Origin of the sequence: Neorhizobium sp. IRS_2294, from assembly GCF_050500145.1 — a bacterium.
Taxonomy (GTDB): Bacteria; Pseudomonadota; Alphaproteobacteria; order Rhizobiales; family Rhizobiaceae; genus Neorhizobium; species Neorhizobium soli.
In genome coordinates this window covers 3582342-3601480 of the sequence record NZ_CP191439.1, presented here as the reverse complement: position 1 = coordinate 3601480, position 19139 = coordinate 3582342, and the positions used below count along the sequence as shown (strand labels likewise).

Below are 19139 nucleotides of genomic sequence, written 5' to 3'. Positions count from 1 at the left end.
GGGTTTTTCAAAAATGTCATTTTTCTTTCACAAGTCAGCGGAAGCCTCTGATACGGCTTAGAATTTGGGCAGTGATGACAAAGCAGGCAACGCTTCCTCGATGGCCTGTCTTTGTCGAAGGGGCTATCCATTCTTAAGGACGGGTAGCTAGAAGAGGTCCGGCCCGGCCCGGCCGCCTCTGGTGCCTATAGGGGCTTCGCAGGCTAAGCGTCCGCTTTCGTGGCGCGTATCTGTCTCTATATAGAGAGCGGTCAAAAGCGAGTTCAGGAATGTCTGCGTCATTACCTTCTGCATCGTCAGGTGCGGCCCTCATCGCGGGACTGCCGAAGCTTCCGGTCTCGGATGTGCTTCCTCAGATCCTGTCGGCGCTCAGCAACGGCAACCGGGCCGTCATCTCCGCGCCACCCGGCGCCGGCAAGACGACACTGGTTCCGCTGGTACTTCTCTTTGAACCGTGGTGCGGGGGCAAGATCATCCTGCTTGAACCGCGGCGGCTTGCGGCGCGCGCCGCAGCAGCACGCATGGCGTCTCTTATAAGAGAAGAGGTGGGCGGTCGCGTCGGTTACCGGATGCGGCTCGACAACCGGGTGTCTTCGGCAACCCGGATCGAGGTAGTCACCGAAGGCGTGTTTGCACGCATGGTCCTCGACGATCCCGAACTTGCTGGCGTCTCCGCTGTCATCTTCGACGAATTCCACGAACGCTCGCTCGATGCGGATTTCGGGCTGGCGCTTGCGCTCGATGTCCAGTCGGCGCTGCGGGAAGACCTTCGCATCCTCGTGATGTCGGCAACGCTCGATGTCGAGCGCGTTGCCGGGCTTCTTTCCGATCCGCCTGTGATCCTCAGCGAGGGACGCGCCCACCCGATCGAGATCCGCCATCAGGACAGGCCGGCGGGTGAGCGGGTCGAGGATACGGTTTCCCGCGCAATCATCGAGGCGCACCGATTGGAAACCGGGTCGATCCTTGCCTTTCTTCCGGGGCAGGCGGAAATCCTGCGCACGGCTGAACGACTTCAGGGACGTTTCGGGCCGGAAACGCTGGTGGTGCCGCTTTACGGCAATCTTTCGCAGCGGGATCAGGATCTGGCGATCCGGCCCTGCCCGGCCGGTCAGCGCAAGATCGTGCTCGCGACCTCGATCGCCGAGACGTCGATCACCATCGACGGCGTGCGGATCGTGATCGACAGCGGTTTGCAGCGGCTTCCGGTGTTCGAGCCCTCGACCGGGATTACCCGACTGGAAACCGTGCGGGCCTCGCGCGCCTCGGCGGATCAGCGGGCCGGACGCGCCGGGCGAACCGAACCGGGTATCGCCATCCGTCTCTGGCATGCCGGGCAGACGGCGGCGCTGCCCGCATTCACGCCGCCGCAGATCCTTGCGAGCGATCTCTCTAGCCTCGTCCTCGACCTTGCCCATTGGGGCGTGGAGGATCCGGCATCGCTGGCGTTTCTCGATGCGCCGCCCGCGGCGGCCTTCAAGGAGGCGAAAAGCCTTCTCGCCCAGCTTGGGGCCTTCGACCAACAAGGACGGTTGACGGCGCGGGGCAAGACCATGCGCGACATGGCGCTGCCGCCGCGGCTTGCGGCGATGACGATCTCGGCGGCGGACGACGGTCATGGCCGGCAGGCCTGCCTGCTCGCCGTGCTCCTGACCGAACAGGGGCTTGGCGGATCGGATGTGGATCTCGACGAGAGGTTGAGACGGTTTCGCAATGAGAGAGGCGAGCGTGCCGACGCGGCAAGGCGGCTTGCGGACCGGATCGCTTCCGGCCTGCCCCGCAAGACGCAACCGGGTTTGCCAGCGACAGCCGGCCAGCTTCTGCTGCACGCCTATCCGGACCGGGTGGCGATCCAGCGCGGCGGGCGTGGCCGGTTCGTGATGGCAAACGGCCGCGGGGCGGAACTGCCCGAAACCGATCGGCTTGCCGGTGCATCCATGCTTGTCATCGCCGATCTTTCCGGCCGGGCCGTCAAAGCCCGGATCCTTGCAGCCGCCGAAACCAGCCGAGGAGAGATCGAGGCCGAGCTCGACGATCTGATCATCCGCCAGGATGAGACGGTGTTCGACCGCCAGAGCCTGAAGCTGCGGGCTCGCAAGGTGACGCGGCTTGGCGCGATCGTGTTCGAGGAAAAGCCCCTGCCCCGCAAGACGGGCGAAGCCGCTGCCCTGGCACTTGCCGAGGGCGTGCGGGAGCTGGGCCTTCAGGTTCTGCCGTTTTCCAAGGATGGCGCGCAGCTGCGCGAGAGGCTGGGCTTTCTCTACCGGACGATCGGTGCGCCGTGGCCTGACATGGATGATGCAGCACTGCTCGATCGGCTTGCCGAATGGTTCGTTCCGTTTCAGGGCCAGGCCTCCGGCATCGATACGATCCAGCCCGGCAGTCTTTCGGACGGGCTGCGCTCGCTTGTTCCCTACGACATCCTGCAGGAGCTCGGCCGCTTGGCGCCGACGCATTTCGAAGCGCCGACCGGGCAGCGTCATCCGATCCGCTATGATGGAGACGAGCCGACCCTGTCGATCCGCGTTCAGGAACTGTTCGGGCTGAAGACCCATCCGGCTGTAGCGGGCGGGCGCCTGCCGCTGCTGCTCGAACTGACATCGCCGGCGCACCGGCCGATCCAGACGACAAGAGACCTGCCGGGTTTCTGGGCCGGATCGTGGAAGGATGTGCGCGCCGACATGCGCGGACGCTATCCGAAACATCCGTGGCCGGAGGATCCGGCAGAGGCTCTGCCCACGGCGCGGGCGAAACCGCGCGGGACATGATAGGCAGACGTGACAGAATGCCGCCTGCGACCAAGAGGTGCGGCGCGCTATGAAAAGCGTCGTGACAGTCGAAGCGGAAAGCGGGACATAGAAGAGATGGCGACCAGGGACATGGCCAGCGACGAGTTGGCGACCGGCGAGAACGACGTCATCGCTCTTTCCGATGCTGTGCGCAGCCGATCCAGCCGACGGATGCGCCTGCAGACGCTGGTGCGGCTGCGCTGGCTTGCGGTTGCCGGACAGACGGCAACGGTGGTGATTGTCGCCTTCGTGCTGCAGTTCCCGCTGCCCCTGATGGAGGCGGCAATCCTGATCGCGGCGCTTGCCGTGGCGAACCTTACCCTGTCGGCCTGGTTTCCAGCGACGCACCGGCTCGGCCCGCGGTCCGTCATTGCGCTTCTGGGCTTCGATCTTCTGCAGATGGCCTCGCTGCTGTTTATCACCGGTGGCCTTGCCAATCCCTTCGCACCGCTGATCTGCGTTCCGGTGATTATTTCGTTCGCCTCGCAACCCTTGCGCCATTCGATCATGCTGATCGTGTTTGCCCTGATCTGCACCACCACCATCGCCTTTTCGCCCTTCGACGTGCCCTGGTATGCGGGCCAGACGCTGGAGACGCAGCCGGTGATGCAGATTGGCGTCTGGTGCGCGATCGCCTCGATGATGATGTTTGCGGCCTTTTATGCCTACCGCGTCTCGAGCGAGGCGGCGCTTCTGGCGGATGCGCTGGCCGCAACCGAACTGGTGCTGGAGCGGGAAAAGCACCTGTCGCAGCTCGACGGGCTGGCGGCCGCGGCCGCGCACGAGCTTGGAACGCCGCTTGCCACGATCAGCGTCGTTGCCAAGGAAATGCTGCGCGACCTGCGCGAAGACGACCGGTTTCGCGAGGACGTGCTTTTGCTGCGCAGCCAGAGCGAGCGCTGCCGCGATATCCTGCGCCGGCTGACATCGCTGTCGACCGAGAGCGAGGAGCATATGCGCCGTCTGCCGCTGTCGTCGCTAATCGAGGAAGTGATTGCGCCGCATCGGCAATTCGGCATCGATGTGGAACTCGTCGAAAAAAGCGACATTGCCGGCGAGCCGGTCGGCAATCGCAACCCGGCAATTCTCTATGGTCTCGGCAACCTCGTCGAGAATGCCGTCGATTATGCCAGAGAGAAGGTCACGGTGACCACCGAACACACGGCGTCGCGGGTTGCCATCACGATCGAGGATGATGGTCCCGGTTATGCGCCGGATATACTCGCCCATATCGGCGAGCCCTATATGACCACGCGGTCTCGCGAAGACGAAAGCGCGGGTGGGCTCGGGCTCGGGCTCTTCATCGCCAAGACGCTGCTGGAGCGATCGGGGGCATCACTCAAGTTCGGCAACCGCGATGCCGGCAAGGCAGGCGCCCGGATCCGGATCGAATGGCCGCGCAGCCTGATGGACCGGCCGGCGATAAAATGAGTGGCCGCTTTGCCAACGCGACCCATATTGAAGTGCAGCAACGGACCGTTGTCCGTGGAGACAGACGATGGATACGAATTCTGAAAACATGCCCGCCCTCGACGATGCCCAGCTCGGAGACGATCCGTTCCTGCTTCTCGTCGATGACGACGGTCCGTTCCTGCGGCGTCTGGCGCGCGCTATGGAAAGCCGCGGCTTTATCGTGGATGCAGCGGAATCGGTCGCCGAAGGGATCGCCAAGGCCGAAGCCCGGCCGCCGAAATATGCCGTGGTCGATTTGCGGCTGGGTGACGGCAACGGTCTCGACGTGATCGAAGCCATCCAGAAGTCCGGTTCGGACACCAAGATCGTGGTGCTGACCGGCTACGGCAATATCGCGACCGCGGTGACGGCGGTTAAGCTTGGAGCGCTCGACTATCTGTCCAAGCCTGCGGATGCGGACGATGTGTTCAACGCCTTGATGCAGCGCCCGGGCGAAAAGGCGGATGTGCCCGAGAACCCGATGTCTGCCGATCGGGTGCGCTGGGAACATATCCAGCGCGTCTACGAGGCCTGCGAGCGCAATGTTTCGGAAACCGCAAGGCGGCTGAACATGCACCGGCGTACGCTGCAGCGGATCCTTGCCAAGCGCGCACCGAAGTAAGTCTCGCCGGTCAGATGTCGTCGAAGCTTTTGCCGGTCGCCCATTCGGCCAGCATCAGCCTTCGTGCGGCGAGGCGGGAGAAATTCAGCATGATCGATTTGCGCGATGCGGGCGCCAGCTTATGTTCCGGTGCCTCGCGCATCTGGTGGGCGCCGTAGCCATCGGACAGGAACAGGCCGCAATCTTCCGGAAAGATATCGAGCGGAACGTCCTTGTGGGTGGCGAAGAACAGCCGGTCGCAGGAGGCGCGGTAATCTGGCCATTTGCGATCGACCCGGAAGTCCTCGATGGACGTCTTGATCTCGATGATCCAGATCTCGCCCTTCTCCGACACCGTTATCAGATCAGCGCGGCGACCATTGGAAAGCGCCATTTCCGGAAGAATGGCGTGCCGCATGTCATGGAGCAGGATCTGCATGCCGCGGCGGACCATCATGGCCCGCGACGACTGACGGCCGTCGACCAGCGGGTTATTATTGGCAATATTCAATATCGTCATGCACTTGACCTGTCACAGCCCCTCCGGGGGGTTACGGATGTTGCAAAAAGGACATTGCCTTTTGCATTCGTGGAAGCGCGATCCCCTGGCTCACTGCTATCGCTTGCCAAGCGCTGCGCTATGGAAAATAACGGGTCCGAAGGCGCCTGAGCGCCCATTTCAATCGATTCGTACATCAAGAGACATCCATGCGCTTTCGCAACAGCATGCTCGCACTCGGCCTGTTGGCAACCTCTGCCCTGGCCGGCTGCTCCACCACGTCCGACACACCCCGGACGGTCGCCCAGGCCGATGCTCCGGTCCGTATCGAGACGGCGCAGATCTTTACCGATTCGTATGGGTCGATCACCGATGCAGGTTACACCCTGCCGGCGATCCCAATCAACCGGGTGAAGCCTCAGTTCGTTCGCCAGGTCGTCAATTACGAGACGAATGAGCGGCCGGGAACGGTCATCGTCAACACCCGCGAGCGTCATCTCTATTTCATCCTGCCGGGTGGTCGTGCGATGCGCTATGGTATCGGCGTCGGCAAGCAGGGCTTCGCATGGTCGGGTACCGCCTATGTTGCCTGGAAGCAGGAATGGCCGAACTGGCATCCGCCGAAGGAAATGGCAGTGCGCAAGCCGGACATCGCCCGTTATGTCGAAAACGGCATGGGCCCCGGTCTGTCGAACCCACTTGGTGCACGCGCCATGTATCTGTTCAACGAAAAGGGCCAGGACACACTGTTCCGCCTGCATGGAACGCCGGAATGGGCCTCGATCGGCACCGCCGCTTCGTCGGGCTGCATCCGTCTGATGAACCAGGACGTGATCGACCTCTACAGCCGCGTCCGTCCGGGCCGCAACACCAAGGTCGTCGTGATCCAGTAACGGTTCAACGCCTGCAAATGCAAAAGCCGCCGAGGATTTCCCGGCGGCTTTTTTGTGTCTGAGCGACGGGCCGGATTAACCGGCTTGCGCTTTCAGTTCCAGTCTGCGGCGATGGAGCACCGGTTCGGTATAACCATTCGGCTGTTCGCGGCCCTTGAGCACCAGTTCGAGCGCTGCCTGAAAGGCGACCGAGGCTTCGAAGTTAGCTGCCATCGGCGTATAGAGCGGATCGCCTTCGTTCTGGCCATCGACCACTGCCGCCATCCGCTTCAGCGTCTCGACGATCTGCTCTTCGGTGACAAGCTTGTGGTGCAGCCAGTTGGCCATATGCTGCGACGAGATGCGCAGGGTCGCCCGGTCTTCCATCAGCGCGATGTCGTTGATATCCGGCACCTTGGAGCAGCCGACGCCCTGGTCGATCCAGCGCACGACGTAGCCGAGAATGCCCTGCGCATTGTTGTCGAGTTCGCGCTGGATTTCTTCCGGCGTCCAGTTCGGCCGCGAGGCGACAGGCACCGACAGGATATCGGAGAGTTTGGCACGGGTACGGGTCTTCAACCCCTTCTGGACCTCGGCGACATCGACCGTGTGATAATGGGTGGCATGCAGCGTCGCCGCCGTCGGCGACGGGACCCAGGCGGTGTTGGCGCCCGCTTTCGGGTGACCGATCTTCTGCTCGAGCATCGCCGCCATCAGATCCGGCATCGCCCACATGCCCTTGCCGATCTGTGCATGGCCGGACAGCCCGCAGGCGAGGCCGATATCGACATTCCAGTTCTCATAGGCCGCAATCCAGGCTGCCTGCTTCATGTCGCCCTTGCGGATCATCGGGCCGGCTTCCATCGAGGTGTGGATCTCGTCGCCGGTGCGGTCGAGGAAGCCGGTGTTGATAAACACGACGCGCTCCTTCGCGGCGCGGATCGCTTCCTTGAGGTTGATCGTGGTGCGGCGCTCTTCGTCCATGATGCCCATCTTCATGGCATTGTCGGCAAGGCCGAGCGCCTGTTCGACGCGCGTGAAGATCTCGGCTGCGAAGGCCACTTCTTCCGGCCCGTGCATCTTCGGCTTGACCACATACATGGAGCCGAGCTTCGAATTCTTGCGGCGGCCGGTGATGCCGCCATCCTTGCGACCGATGTCGTGGATGGCGATCAGCGCCGTGACGACAGCATCCATGATGCCTTCGGGCACTTCATGGCCGTCGCGGTCGAGAATGGCCGGGTTGGTCATGAGGTGGCCGACATTGCGGATCAGCATCAGCGAGCGGGCTTTGACTTCGACGGTTGCGCCATTGGGCGCCGTATAGTCAAAATCCGGGTTGAGCGTGCGCAGGAAGTTCTTGCCACCCTTGGCAACCTCTTCCGCTAGATCGCCCTTCATCAGGCCGAGCCAGTTGCGATAGACGGCAACCTTATCCTCAGCGTCGACAGCCGCGACCGAATCTTCGCAGTCCATGATTGTGGTGATCGCCGATTCGATCCTGACATCGGAAATGTGAGCCGGATCGTCCTTGCCGATCGCGGTTGCCGGATCGATGACGATTTCGACATGTAGGTTGTTTCTGACGAGCAGGATCCGGTTCGGCTCGCCCAGATAGCCGGCAAACTGCGTCGGATCGGTCAGGCCTGTCACCTCGCCGTTCGACAGCGTCACGAACAGGGCCGAATCTTCCACCTTGAAGGAGGCTGCATCCTTCCAGCTGGCGCCGGAAAGCGGGGCCGACTGATCGAGGAAGTCGCGCACCCAGGCGATTACCTGTTTGCCGCGAACCGGATTGTAGCCCTTGCCCTTGTCGGCACCATCTGTTTCAGGGATGGCGTCCGTGCCGTAAAGCGCATCGTAGAGCGAACCCCAGCGCGCATTGGCTGCGTTCAGTGCATAGCGTGCATTCATCACGGGGACGACGAGCTGCGGGCCGGCGATGCCGGCAATTTCCGGATCGACGTTTTCCGTCGAGACCTGGAAATCGGGTCCTTCGGGAAGAAGATAGCCGATCTCGCGCAGGAATTCCTCGTAGGCAGCCAGGTCGTTCGGTGCACCGTGCTTGCGGTACCACTCGTCGATCTCGAGCTGAAACGCATCGCGCCTGGACAGAAGCGCCCGGTTCTTCGGCGCAAGGTCATGGACGATCGCAGAAAACTCGGCGAAGAAATGCTCGGCATCGACACCGGTTTCGGGAAGCGCTTCTGTGACCAAGAAGTCATGGAGCTTTTGATCGATCTGCAGTCCATTTTTTTCGATGCGAGTCATGCCGCGCCTCCCGTATGATTTTTTAGTGACATGCAGATTGCCCGCAGGACCTTGTCTGTCAATCGCAGACGATGCCATCGACCAGGAAATCAATGCCCGATATGGACCACCCTCAAGCGGTGTTTCACGTGGAGCGCCGACGGACCACCTTCATGGGTATTCCGTCCTGCGGCTGAGTGGTCAGTTTCTGGACGGGCCAGACTTTGGTGCCCGGCACCACATCGAACCGGTAGCGCTTCATCAGCACCGCAAGTGCGATCACCGCTTCCTGCATGGCAAAGACGGCGCCGATACAGGTGCGCGGGCCTGCCCCGAACGGTAGGTACTGGAAGCGATTGATATTGCCACGGTTTTCCGGAAGGAAGCGTTCGGGCATAAAGGCGCGCGGCTTTTCCCAGTAGAGTTCATGCCGATGCAGTGTCCATGGCATGACGAGAACCGTCACGCCCGCATCGATGGTCACGGTCTCGCCCGTCGGGCTGGTCCAGCGATCGCCACGGATTGCCGCGCGGTTGATGGAGGGCGCCGGCGGATAGAGCCGCAGCGCTTCCTCGAAAGCGGCCCTCACCCAGGGCATTCTCTCCAGCCAGTCGACCGGTTCGGCCCCTTCGCTCAAGACCTGATCGATCTCCGTTTCCATCGCATCGCGCACATGCGGCGACTGGCCGACGCAATACAGCGTCCAGGCGAGCGCCCTCGCCGTCGTTTCGTGGCCGGCGCCGATGAAGGTCAGGATATTGTCTTCGATTTCGGCCATCGTCAGGCCGTCGGGCCCTTCGAGCTGCAGCAGCAATGTTAGAAAATCCTGCGGTACGGCATCCGGCGTCTCGCGGATCCGCTTCTGGCGCTGGATCATGGTATCGGCGACGACCTTGCGGAACTTGTCCAGCACGCGCTGGCCACCGATCCGCGTCACGCGCGGTACCCAAGGCGGGGCGCGCAGAAGATCCATCGGATCGACACGGCCCATGCGATGCAGCAGGCTGTCGACGTCATCGGAAAATTTCTCGCTCTCGGTGACGATCTCGCCGGAAAACAGTGTCTCGGAAAGGATGGCGAACGCAAGTTCCGTCATGTCGACCGAGATGTCGTGGACCGCGCCCGAAGGATGGTCGGCCGCATACTTCTCGACATACTCCTCCGACTTCGCCAGCATCTGGCCGGCAAAACCGCGGGAGTGGCGCGGCGTGAACACCGGTGCCATCGCCTTGCGCGAGCGCTTCCACACGGGCCCTTCCGCCGTCAGCAATCCGTCACGCAGGATCGGCCGCAGGATGAGCTGACGGATCTCCGACATCTCGTAATTGGCGGAATTATCGACAAGAATGTGCCGGATAAGGCCCGGATCGTTGACGATGAGGGTGCGTTCCTTGAGGAACTTCGTCTCGATCCAGGGAAGCGTGTAGGACGGCTTTCCCCACAGTTCGAGCGGATTGCGCATCACGGTGCGGATGACTTCCAGCCGCGACGGCGGGACGGTGCGCGGCTCCGGTGCCGGTGGCACGAAAGGTTCGGGGCGCATGTCCATATGAAGGGTCCTCATCTTTAAGAGATGAAGAACATATCAGAACTCAGAAGAGCGATTTCAACTCGGCGATCTTGTCGTTGACCAGCCAGCCGTAATAATTCTCTTCCGGCAAACCGCCGCGCGCCCTCAAGGCTGCCGCCCGTTGTGCCGAGCCGCCGGTGTTATAGAGAGTGGCTGTGATGCCGGGATTGCGGGAGATATCGACATTCGCAATCGTCTTGTAGTCGTCGATCGAACGGCGGATGTTCGCCGCCATGTAGGCGAGCGATTTGTCCGGGTCCATGATCGCGTCATAGACTTCCGATGCCTTGTTCTCGTCCAGCTTCGGGTAACCGGAAACGCGGGCGACGGTGTCTGAAAACATCATCGCCGTCAGCGGATTGAGCTGGCCGAGGCCGAAGGTCTGGCCGGCATAGAAGGGCTGGAAGAAGACCGCGCTGAAACGATTGTCCGGAAACGCCTTGCCATCGACCTTGCGGCCACGGAAAGCGTCTTCCCAGACATTTTCCCGGCAGGTCCAGAGACGGTAGGAGTCGAGACCCGTGCTGCATTTCGCAAATTGCGGGCGGTCGAGAAAATCCTTGATCGATTCGTCGTCGTAGCCGAAGCGGAAACTGTTGCCGGCATAGGCGGCGGCCTTGATGTAATAGGTCTGCAACCGGTCATAGGCATCGACATTATAGGTGTGCTCGCCAACGATCGCGCCGACGATATGGATCGGATCGAAGCCGTAGGCCGCTGCCGCAGATCTGATCTTGCCGATCAGTTTCTTGTCGGTTGCGAGCAGATCGCGGATCTTTTCATACTTGTCGTCGAACGTGGTGCGGCCGGCGCGGGTTCGGCGCACGGAGGCACCCGGCACTTTCGGCTGCACCGTATTGCGGTTGCCTTCCGGCACGATGGTCACCGCGGCCGCGTAGGTCGTGGAAGCGGCCGTCCATGCGACGGTCATCAGAAATGCAAGCAGGAGGCGTTTCAAAATTGTCGTGTCCCAATTACGGTCTGCACCGATAACGCTCCAGACGCCGAAACAGTCAGGCGGTGGAGAACGGCGCATCACGAAAGCGCGTCACCCTTACGTGAAGAGATGCTGTAATGTCGAGAGAGTGGCATTCAAAATAGCGTCACTGCCAAGGCGAGCAGCAGCCGGTCGTTGCCCGGCTGCCACGAATTCAAGGTCAGAGGATGTAACGCGACAGGTCGGTATCGTTGGCGAGATCGCCGACATGCTTGCGGACATATTCGGCATCGATCGTGATCGCCGTGCCGCCCTGATCGGGCGCGGTGAACGAAATCTCGTCCAGCACGCGCTCCATCACCGTCTGCAATCGGCGGGCACCGATATTCTCGACGGTAGAATTGAGATGCACCGCGACATCGGCAAGCGCGTCGAGCGCGTCATCGGTAAAGTCGAGAGCAAGATCTTCCGTGCCCATCAGCGCCTTGTACTGCCGGATCAAGCTTGCCTCGGTTTCCGTCAGGATGCGGCGGAAGTCTTCCTTGGTCAGCGGCTTCAGCTCGACGCGGATCGGCAGGCGGCCCTGCAGTTCCGGCAAAAGGTCCGATGGCTTCGACACATGGAAGGCACCGGAGGCGATGAACAGGATATGATCGGTCTTTACCGGTCCGTATTTGGTCGAGACCGTGGTGCCTTCGACGAGCGGCAACAGGTCGCGCTGCACGCCTTCACGTGAAACACCGGCACCCATGCCGCCGTCGCGGGCAGCGATCTTGTCGATCTCGTCGAGGAACACGATGCCATCATTCTCGACCGAACGCACCGCTTCGCGCTGAATCACCTCGTTGTCGATCAGCTTGTCGGATTCGTCGCGCACCAGTTCGCCGTAGGACTTGGCAACGGTGGTTTTCACCTTCTTGGTGCGCCCACCCATCGCCTTGCCGAACATGTCGGAGAGGTTGAGAACGCCGATATTGCCGCCCGGCATGCCGGGAATGTCAAAGCCGGGCATGCCCGAGCTGGTGTCGGCCACCTCGATCTCGATTTCCTTGTCGTCAAGCTCTCCGCTGCGCAGGCGCTTGCGGAAACTGTCGCGGGTGGCAGGAGAGGCCGTCGATCCAACGAGCGCATCGAGCACGCGCTCCTCGGCACTTGCCTGCGCCTTCGCCTGCACTTCGGTGCGTTTTTTCTCACGGATCAGGCCGATGCCGATCTCGACGAGATCGCGGATGATCTGTTCGACGTCACGCCCGACATAGCCGACCTCGGTGAACTTGGTGGCTTCAACCTTGATGAAGGGAGCGCCGGCTAGCTTTGCAAGGCGACGAGAGATCTCCGTCTTGCCGACGCCGGTCGGCCCGATCATCAGGATGTTCTTCGGCATGACTTCGTCACGCAGGCTTTCGTCCAGCTGATGACGGCGCCAACGGTTTCGAAGCGCAATGGCAACGGCGCGCTTGGCGTCGTGCTGGCCAATGATGTGGCGATCGAGCTCGGAAACGATTTCCCGGGGAGAAAAATTGGTCATGAGTTCCTCTTGGCGTCCCTCGTCAACCGTCCTGTCAGGCCCGGCCCGTGAGAGATCCTCTGGCTAGGATGGCGTTATTCGGCGTCGAGCGTTTCGACGACGAGATTGTGATTGGTGTAGACACAGATATCGGCCGCGATATCGAGCCCCTTGCGGGCAACCTCTTCGGCCGACATGTCCGTGTCCATCAGTGCACGGGCAGCGGCATAGGCATAGTTTCCGCCAGAGCCGATGGCGATCGTGCCGTGCTCGGGCTCCAGCACATCGCCGTTGCCGGTGACGGCGAGCGTAATCGACTTGTCGGCCACCAGCATCATCGCTTCGAGATTGCGCAGATACTTGTCGGTGCGCCAGTCCTTGGCAAGTTCGACGGCGGCGCGCATCAGCTGGCCGGGATACTGCTCGAGCTTCTTTTCGAGGCGGTCGAGAAGCGTGAAGGCATCGGCCGTGGCGCCTGCGAAACCGGCAATCACATCGCCGGTCTTGCCGATGCGGCGCACCTTGCGGGCATTGCCCTTCATCACCGTCTGGCCGAGGCTCACCTGACCGTCACCGGCCATCACCACCTTGCCGCCCTTCCGGACCGTAATAATCGTTGTCATTTCATCTACCTCTAAAAGCCCCTGGAGGGCGCCTTCGATTGCGAGCCCCAGCGACGTTCATGGCGGCTCCGTTGAGCCCTATGTAAGTGGGCATCCGCCGAATACAATCTTGCCGAAACAGCACAGCGTACCGGCCGCGCGTCGGCCGTGCTTTTGCTGGATATTTGATCTGCCGCCTGATATGGAGCGCGCAGAATAAGCATGGGTGACATGATGGTCGATACGACAGCCACACGCACGGGAAGCGTTTCCCGCAAGACCAACGAGACTTCCGTTTCGGTTTCCGTCAATCTTGACGGCACCGGCACGTCAAAGATTTCGACGGGCGTCGGGTTTTTCGATCATATGCTGGACCAGCTCTCGCGCCATTCGTTGATCGACATGGAGATCGACGTGAAGGGCGACCTGCATGTCGACGATCACCATACGGTGGAAGATACCGGCATCGCGATTGGCCAGGCCATTTCCAAGGCGCTCGGCGACAGGCGCGGCATTGCCCGCTATGCCTCGCTCGATCTCGCCATGGACGAAACGATGACGAAGGCTGCCGTCGACGTATCGGGCCGGCCGTTCCTGGTCTGGAACGTATCCTTCTCGGCCCCGAAGATCGGGACGTTCGACACGGAACTGGTGCGGGAATTCTTCAACGCGCTGGCCCAGAATGCCGGGATTACGCTGCATATCCTCAACCATTACGGCGCCAACAACCATCATATCGCCGAGACCTGCTTCAAATCCGTGGCGCGCGTGTTGCGCATCGCGACAGAAATCGATCCGCGGCAGGCCAATCGCGTTCCTTCGACCAAGGGTACGCTTGCCTGACGCTTCCAGGAGTTTCATCCTTGAGAAGCTATCTCGTTCTGACGCCGAAAAATGACCCCGACAGGGAGCACCGTTCCACCGTCATCATGCCGGACGGATTTTCATGGCCGGCATTCCTGCTGTCCTGGATCTGGCTGTTCTGGCACCGGATGTGGATTGCGGGCGCGATTGCACTCGCGATCCAGATCGGCAGCGGCGTTCTTTCGACCATGCCGGGCTTTGCGATCGGCGGCTGGCTACTCGGCTTTGCGATGAACCTGATCGTTGCGCTGGAAGGCCGGCATCTCTATTCGCAGTCCCTGCAGCGCCGCGGTTACACGCTTGAGACCGTCGTGTTTGCGCAGGACAGAAGCACGGCCGAGGAGATGTATTTCTCCAATCTGCCGCAGCCTGAACCGAAGGCCATGCCTGCTCTTTCCGAGTGGGCGCCACAGACGAACACCCCTTCCCCCGCCGCTGCCGGATGGCAGAGTTCCGGCGCCGGACTTTTCGATCACGGAGCACGCTGATGCGCGTCGCAATCATCGACTACGGATCGGGCAATCTCCGATCCGCCACCAAGGCTTTCGAACGCGCCGCCCGCGAGGCCGGCATCGACGCTGAAATCGACCTTACCGACAAGCCTGACGCCGTCGCCTCGGCTGACCGCGTCGTTCTTCCTGGCGTCGGCGCCTATGCCGATTGCCGGGCCGGGCTCGATGCCGTTTCCGGCATGCACGAGGCACTGATCGAGGCCGTCGAGACAAACGCACGCCCTTTCCTCGGGGTCTGCGTCGGCATGCAGCTGATGTCCTCGCGCGGACTTGAAAAGACCACCAGCGAGGGCTTCGGCTGGATCAAGGGCGACGTCGTCGAAATGACGCCGTCCGATCCCAGCCTGAAGATCCCACAGATCGGCTGGAACACGCTGGAGCTTGCCAACCCGCATCCTCTGTTCGATGGCATTCCGACCGGACCGGACGGGCTGCACGCCTATTTCGTGCACTCCTACCATCTGGCCGCCGCCAACCCTTCCGACGTCATCGCTACGACGGAATACGGTGGCGCGATGACGGCCTTCGTTGGACGCGACAACATGGTGGGGGCGCAATTCCATCCGGAAAAGAGCCAGACACTCGGCCTCGCCCTGATTTCCAACTTCCTGCGCTGGAAGCCCTGAACATGATTCTTTTCCCGGCTATCGATCTCAAGGACGGCCAGTGCGTGCGCCTCAAGCTTGGCGACATGGAACAGGCGACCGTCTACAATCCGGACCCGGCCGACCAGGCCAAGGCCTTTGAGGACCAGGGTTTCGAGTGGCTGCATGTGGTGGACCTCAACGGTGCCTTTGCCGGCGAAAGCGTCAATGGCGCGGCCGTCGATGCGATCCTCAAGGCAACGAAGAACCCGGTGCAGCTCGGCGGCGGCATCCGGACGCTCGAGCATATCGAAGCGTGGCTTAGCCGCGGACTAGCGCGTGTCATTCTCGGCACTGTTGCGGTGCGCGATCCTGCCCTCGTCATCGAGGCATGCGAGAAGTTTCCGGGCCAGGTCGCCGTCGGCATCGATGCCAAGGGTGGCAAAGTGGCGGTGGAAGGCTGGGCTGAAGCGTCCGAGCTTGGCGTCATCGAGCTTGCGAAGAAATTCGAAGGCGCGGGTGTTTCGGCAATCATTTATACCGATATCGACCGCGACGGGATCCTGGCCGGCATCAACTGGGCATCGACGCTGGAACTGGCGGATGCAGTTTCCGTTCCCGTCATCGCGTCGGGCGGTCTTGCCTCGATGGACGATATCCACCGCATGCTGCAGGCGGACGCGACCCGTCTCGAAGGCGCGATTTCCGGGCGGGCGCTCTATGACGGCCGTATCGATCCTGACGAAGCGCTGTCGCTGATTCGCGCCGCGAGAGGAGAAGCCGCATGACGCTCAAAGCCCGTGTCATTCCCTGCCTCGACGTGAAGGACGGCCGCGTCGTCAAGGGCGTCAATTTCGTCGATCTGATCGATGCCGGCGATCCGGTCGAGGCCGCTAAGGCCTATGATGCTGCCGGTGCCGACGAGCTCTGCTTCCTCGACATCACCGCCTCGTCAGACAATCGCGACACGATCTTCGACGTCGTGGCGCGCACCGCCGAACACTGCTTCATGCCGCTGACCGTCGGCGGCGGCGTTCGCGCGATCGCCGATATCCGCAAGCTGCTGCTGGCTGGGGCCGACAAGGTCTCGATCAACTCCGCTGCCGTGAACAATCCGGACTTCGTCTACGAAGCTGCCAACAAGTTCGGCAACCAGTGCATCGTCGTGTCGATCGATGCCAAGCGGGTGTCCTCATCAGGCGAGACCGATCGCTGGGAGATCTTTACCCATGGCGGACGCACGGCAACCGGCATCGATGCCGTGGAGTTTGCGCGAAAGATGGTCGAGCGCGGCGCCGGCGAGTTGCTCGTGACCTCGATGGACCGCGACGGCACGAAGATCGGCTACGATCTGGCGCTCACCCGTACCATCGCTGATTCGGTTCGCGTTCCCGTCATCGCCTCGGGCGGCGTCGGCACGCTGGACGATCTCGTTGCGGGCGTGAAAGAGGGCCATGCGACCGCCGTTCTCGCCGCTTCGATTTTCCACTTCGGGACCTATTCGATTGGCGAGGCAAAGCGCTATATGGCCGACCATGGCATTGCCATGCGGCTCGACTGACAGCCGACGGGAGGAGACGGTTTTGAGTGAATTCACCCTCGGCGATCTCGAGAAGATCGTTGCGCAGCGCGCGAAAGCCCCGCCTGAGGAATCCTGGACCGCCAAGCTCGTGGCGGCCGGGCAGACCAAGGCTGCCAAGAAGCTAGGCGAAGAGGCGGTGGAAACCGTGATCGCCGCGGTGGCGCAGGACCGGCACGATCTCGTGTCTGAAAGTGCGGACCTTCTCTATCATCTTATGGTCGTATTGAACATTGCCGACATCCCGTTGCAGGATGTGCTCGCCGAACTTCAGCGCAGGACAGGCCAGACAGGCCTGCAGGAAAAGGCGAGCCGAGCTCCTTCATGAACATCGTTTCGACGCCTGAAAAGCATGATGTGGATATCCCGGAGAGCGGTGTGAACGCGGAATACTACTCGCCCTACCACCACTTCACCGCCGAGGAATGGGCGAAGTTTCGGGCCGACACGCCACTGACGCTGAAGGCCGAGGAAATCGCCCGGCTGCGCTCGCTGGACGATCCGATCAACATCGACGAGGTCCGGCGCATCTATCTGTCGCTGTCGCGCCTTCTTTCGACCCATGTCGAGGCCTCGCAACGGCTTTACCGGCAGCGCAACCGCTTTTTGACCCTTCCGGATGTGTCAAAGACCCCGTTCATCATCGGCGTTGCCGGCTCGGTCGCGGTCGGCAAGTCGACCACCGCACGCGTGCTGAAGGAACTGCTTGCGCGCTGGCCGGCAAGTCCGAAGGTCGATCTCATCACGACCGACGGATTTCTTTATCCCAACGCGGTTCTCCAACGTGAAAACCTGATGCAGCGCAAGGGTTTTCCGGAGAGCTACGATATCGGCCAGATCCTGCGGTTTCTTTCGGCGATCAAGGCCGGCGAGAAAAACGTCAAGGCGCCGCGCTACTCGCATCTGACCTATGACGTGCTGCCCGGCGAATATACGCTGGTCGACCGTCCCGACATCCTAATCTTCGAAGGCATCAATGTGCTGCAGTCGCGCGCATTGCCTGTTGACGGCAAGATCGTGCCGATCGTGTCTGACTTCTTCGACTTCTCGATCTATATCGACGCCGACGAGGAGCAGATCCACCAGTGGTATGTCCAGCGGTTCATGAAACTGCGGCAGACGGCCTTTCGTGAGCCGACATCCTTCTTCAACAAGTATGCGGCGATCAGCGAAGCGGAGGCGATGGCCGTCGCAGAAGGGCTTTGGGAAAACATCAACCTCAAGAACCTGCGCCAGAACATCATCCCGACCCGGCCCCGCGCCGATATCATTCTGCGCAAGGGTCGCGACCACTTCATCGAGACGGTGGCTTTGAGAAAACTGTAGGCTGTCGATCGATACCCATTACACGATAGATCTTCGATCGTCAGCTATTGACCCTTCGCAGTGTCAGATTGATGCGGCCTCCATTTTTGAGAAGCGTCGACGTGCCGGGATAGATCCGGTCCACCCCGTGAAACGCAAGCCGCCCTTCCCCGCCCAGCACCACGATATCGCCGCTCGAGAGCTTGAAGGAGCCTGTCGGATCCTTGCGATCGACCCCACCGACCCGAAACAGGCAGGTATTGCCGAGCGAGATGGAAAGGACCGGCGCGTTCAGGTCTGATTCGTCCTTGTCCTGATGCATGCCCATTTTCGCGTCGTCTGAATAGAAATTGACAAGGCATGCCTCCGGCGGCTTGTCATAGCCGGAGAGGTTTTCCCAGAGGTCCATCAGTTCTGACGGAATGGCGGGCCACGGTCTGCCCGTCTGCGGATGGGTCTCCTGGTACCGGTAGCCGCGCTCCTTGTCCGTCACCCAGCCGAGCTCGCCGCAATTCGTCATCCGAACCGACATCGGTTTGCCCGTGCCGGGCATGGCCGGGACGTAGAGCGGTGCCTCGGCGACGATGGCGCGGATGACCTCGACCAGATGTTCCTGGGCGGCGCGGTTCAGAGAGCCCGGCAGATGCCGGATACCGTTTGCCAAAGTCGCCATATGATTCCCCCGTGGCCCTTCGTGGTCAGTCGCCGTTCGGCTTGCCGCGCATCTTCTTGACATCGGAGCGGCCGGATTTCGCCTTGAGTCGCCGCTCCACGGAGCCCTTGGTCGGCTTGGTCTTCCGGCGCGGTGGCGGTGGCGGCTCGGCTGCCTTCAGGATCAGTTCCTTCAGCCGGTCGCGCGCATCCTCGCGGTTGCGCTCCTGGCTTCGAAACCGGTTGGCCTCGATCATCAGCACGCCGTCCTTGGATACCTTCCGGCCGGCAAGCTTGATCGCGGCTTCCTTGATCCGTTCGGGCAGCGACGGGGAATTGACGAGATCGAAGAACAGCTGGACCGCCGTCGAGACCTTGTTGACGTTCTGGCCGCCCGGACCGCCCGCCAGCACGAACTGCTCGGTGAGCTCCCATCCGGCGATGGTGATGCGGGTGTTGATCTCGAGAGGATTGCTGGCCATGGCCGTATTTCCCACAAACCGGAGCAAAAGAAAACCGCCGGCTCAAGGAGAGCCGACGGCTATAATGTTCCACGTGAATCCTT

At 61.6% G+C, this 19139-nt stretch carries 19 protein-coding genes; 11 read left to right on the top strand and 8 right to left on the bottom strand.

Annotation, left to right across the window (positions count from 1 at the left end; genetic code table 11):
• Positions 1-269 precede the first annotated feature (269 nt).
• The 3 genes from hrpB (at position 270) to ACQY1K_RS17305 (ending at position 4863) form a co-directional block, all read left to right on the top strand.
• Positions 270-2768: an ATP-dependent helicase HrpB gene (gene hrpB, locus ACQY1K_RS17315; protein WP_430257968.1), complete on the top strand. Its 2499-nt coding sequence runs from the start codon at positions 270-272 to the stop codon at positions 2766-2768.
• 96 nt (positions 2769-2864) lie between these two features.
• Positions 2865-4220, top strand: coding sequence for an ActS/PrrB/RegB family redox-sensitive histidine kinase (locus tag ACQY1K_RS17310; RefSeq protein ID WP_430257967.1), 1356 nt, complete (start codon positions 2865-2867; stop codon positions 4218-4220).
• Between the two features lie 67 nt (positions 4221-4287).
• Positions 4288-4863, top strand: a complete 576-nt coding sequence (locus ACQY1K_RS17305) for an ActR/PrrA/RegA family redox response regulator transcription factor (RefSeq protein WP_062463032.1) — start codon at positions 4288-4290, stop codon at positions 4861-4863.
• A gap of 10 nt (positions 4864-4873) precedes the next feature.
• Here ACQY1K_RS17305 and ACQY1K_RS17300 read toward each other — a convergent pair whose 3' ends face one another.
• Entirely contained in the window at positions 4874-5362 is a 489-nt protein-coding gene (locus ACQY1K_RS17300; protein ID WP_113109942.1) for an MmcB family DNA repair protein, read from the bottom strand.
• Between the two features lie 188 nt (positions 5363-5550).
• Here ACQY1K_RS17300 and ACQY1K_RS17295 point away from each other — a divergent pair, with 188 nt between their 5' ends.
• On the top strand, positions 5551-6234 hold the full coding sequence (locus tag ACQY1K_RS17295; protein ID WP_062577163.1) for a L,D-transpeptidase: 684 nt from the start codon (positions 5551-5553) through the stop codon (positions 6232-6234).
• A 75-nt stretch (positions 6235-6309) separates the two neighbouring features.
• Here the strand turns inward: ACQY1K_RS17295 and ACQY1K_RS17290 are convergent, their stop codons facing one another.
• The 5 genes from ACQY1K_RS17290 to hslV form a co-directional block, all read right to left on the bottom strand.
• On the bottom strand, positions 6310-8484 hold the full coding sequence (locus tag ACQY1K_RS17290) for a malate synthase G (RefSeq protein ID WP_430257966.1): 2175 nt from the start codon (positions 8482-8484) through the stop codon (positions 6310-6312).
• A 124-nt stretch (positions 8485-8608) separates the two neighbouring features.
• Complete coding sequence (locus ACQY1K_RS17285) at positions 8609-10012, bottom strand: cytochrome P450 (RefSeq protein ID WP_062463022.1); 1404 nt, start codon at positions 10010-10012, stop codon at positions 8609-8611.
• 43 nt (positions 10013-10055) lie between these two features.
• Positions 10056-10991 (bottom strand): DUF1402 family protein, encoded by a 936-nt coding sequence (locus ACQY1K_RS17280; RefSeq protein ID WP_062463019.1) that lies wholly within the window; start codon positions 10989-10991, stop codon positions 10056-10058.
• Positions 10992-11190: 199 nt separating this feature from the next.
• A complete protein-coding gene (hslU, locus tag ACQY1K_RS17275) occupies positions 11191-12498 on the bottom strand; it encodes an ATP-dependent protease ATPase subunit HslU (RefSeq protein WP_430257965.1) in 1308 nt (435 codons plus the stop codon).
• A gap of 74 nt (positions 12499-12572) precedes the next feature.
• A complete protein-coding gene (gene hslV, locus ACQY1K_RS17270; RefSeq protein ID WP_062463013.1) occupies positions 12573-13100 on the bottom strand; it encodes an ATP-dependent protease subunit HslV in 528 nt (175 codons plus the stop codon).
• A gap of 213 nt (positions 13101-13313) precedes the next feature.
• On the opposite strand from hslV, the gene hisB reads away from it, so the two are divergent.
• The 7 genes from hisB to coaA are packed head-to-tail and all read left to right on the top strand — an operon-like array spanning position 13314 to position 17944.
• Complete coding sequence (gene hisB / locus ACQY1K_RS17265) at positions 13314-13922, top strand: imidazoleglycerol-phosphate dehydratase HisB (protein WP_113110002.1); 609 nt, start codon at positions 13314-13316, stop codon at positions 13920-13922.
• Positions 13923-13942: 20 nt separating this feature from the next.
• Entirely contained in the window at positions 13943-14431 is a 489-nt protein-coding gene (locus ACQY1K_RS17260; RefSeq protein ID WP_430257964.1) for a DUF2628 domain-containing protein, read from the top strand.
• Entirely contained in the window at positions 14431-15081 is a 651-nt protein-coding gene (hisH, locus tag ACQY1K_RS17255; protein WP_430257963.1) for an imidazole glycerol phosphate synthase subunit HisH, read from the top strand. The genes ACQY1K_RS17260 and hisH overlap by 1 nt, the downstream gene beginning before the upstream one ends.
• 2 nt (positions 15082-15083) lie before the next feature.
• Positions 15084-15827, top strand: coding sequence for a 1-(5-phosphoribosyl)-5-[(5-phosphoribosylamino)methylideneamino]imidazole-4-carboxamide isomerase (gene hisA, locus ACQY1K_RS17250; RefSeq protein WP_430257962.1), 744 nt, complete (start codon positions 15084-15086; stop codon positions 15825-15827).
• On the top strand, positions 15824-16600 hold the full coding sequence (gene hisF, locus ACQY1K_RS17245) for an imidazole glycerol phosphate synthase subunit HisF (protein WP_430257961.1): 777 nt from the start codon (positions 15824-15826) through the stop codon (positions 16598-16600). Before hisA ends, hisF begins: the two co-directional genes overlap by 4 nt.
• A gap of 22 nt (positions 16601-16622) precedes the next feature.
• Entirely contained in the window at positions 16623-16946 is a 324-nt protein-coding gene (locus ACQY1K_RS17240; protein ID WP_092665224.1) for a phosphoribosyl-ATP diphosphatase, read from the top strand.
• Positions 16943-17944 carry a type I pantothenate kinase gene (gene coaA / locus ACQY1K_RS17235; RefSeq protein WP_062577147.1) on the top strand — a complete coding sequence of 334 codons (1002 nt, stop codon included), beginning with the start codon at positions 16943-16945 and terminating at the stop codon, positions 17942-17944. Before ACQY1K_RS17240 ends, coaA begins: the two co-directional genes overlap by 4 nt.
• A gap of 40 nt (positions 17945-17984) precedes the next feature.
• On the opposite strand, the gene ACQY1K_RS17230 is transcribed toward coaA, so the two are convergent.
• On the bottom strand, positions 17985-18596 hold the full coding sequence (locus ACQY1K_RS17230) for an alpha-ketoglutarate-dependent dioxygenase AlkB (RefSeq protein WP_062577146.1): 612 nt from the start codon (positions 18594-18596) through the stop codon (positions 17985-17987).
• A 25-nt stretch (positions 18597-18621) separates the two neighbouring features.
• A complete protein-coding gene (gene arfB, locus ACQY1K_RS17225; RefSeq protein ID WP_062577144.1) occupies positions 18622-19056 on the bottom strand; it encodes an alternative ribosome rescue aminoacyl-tRNA hydrolase ArfB in 435 nt (144 codons plus the stop codon).
• Positions 19057-19139 lie beyond the last annotated feature (83 nt).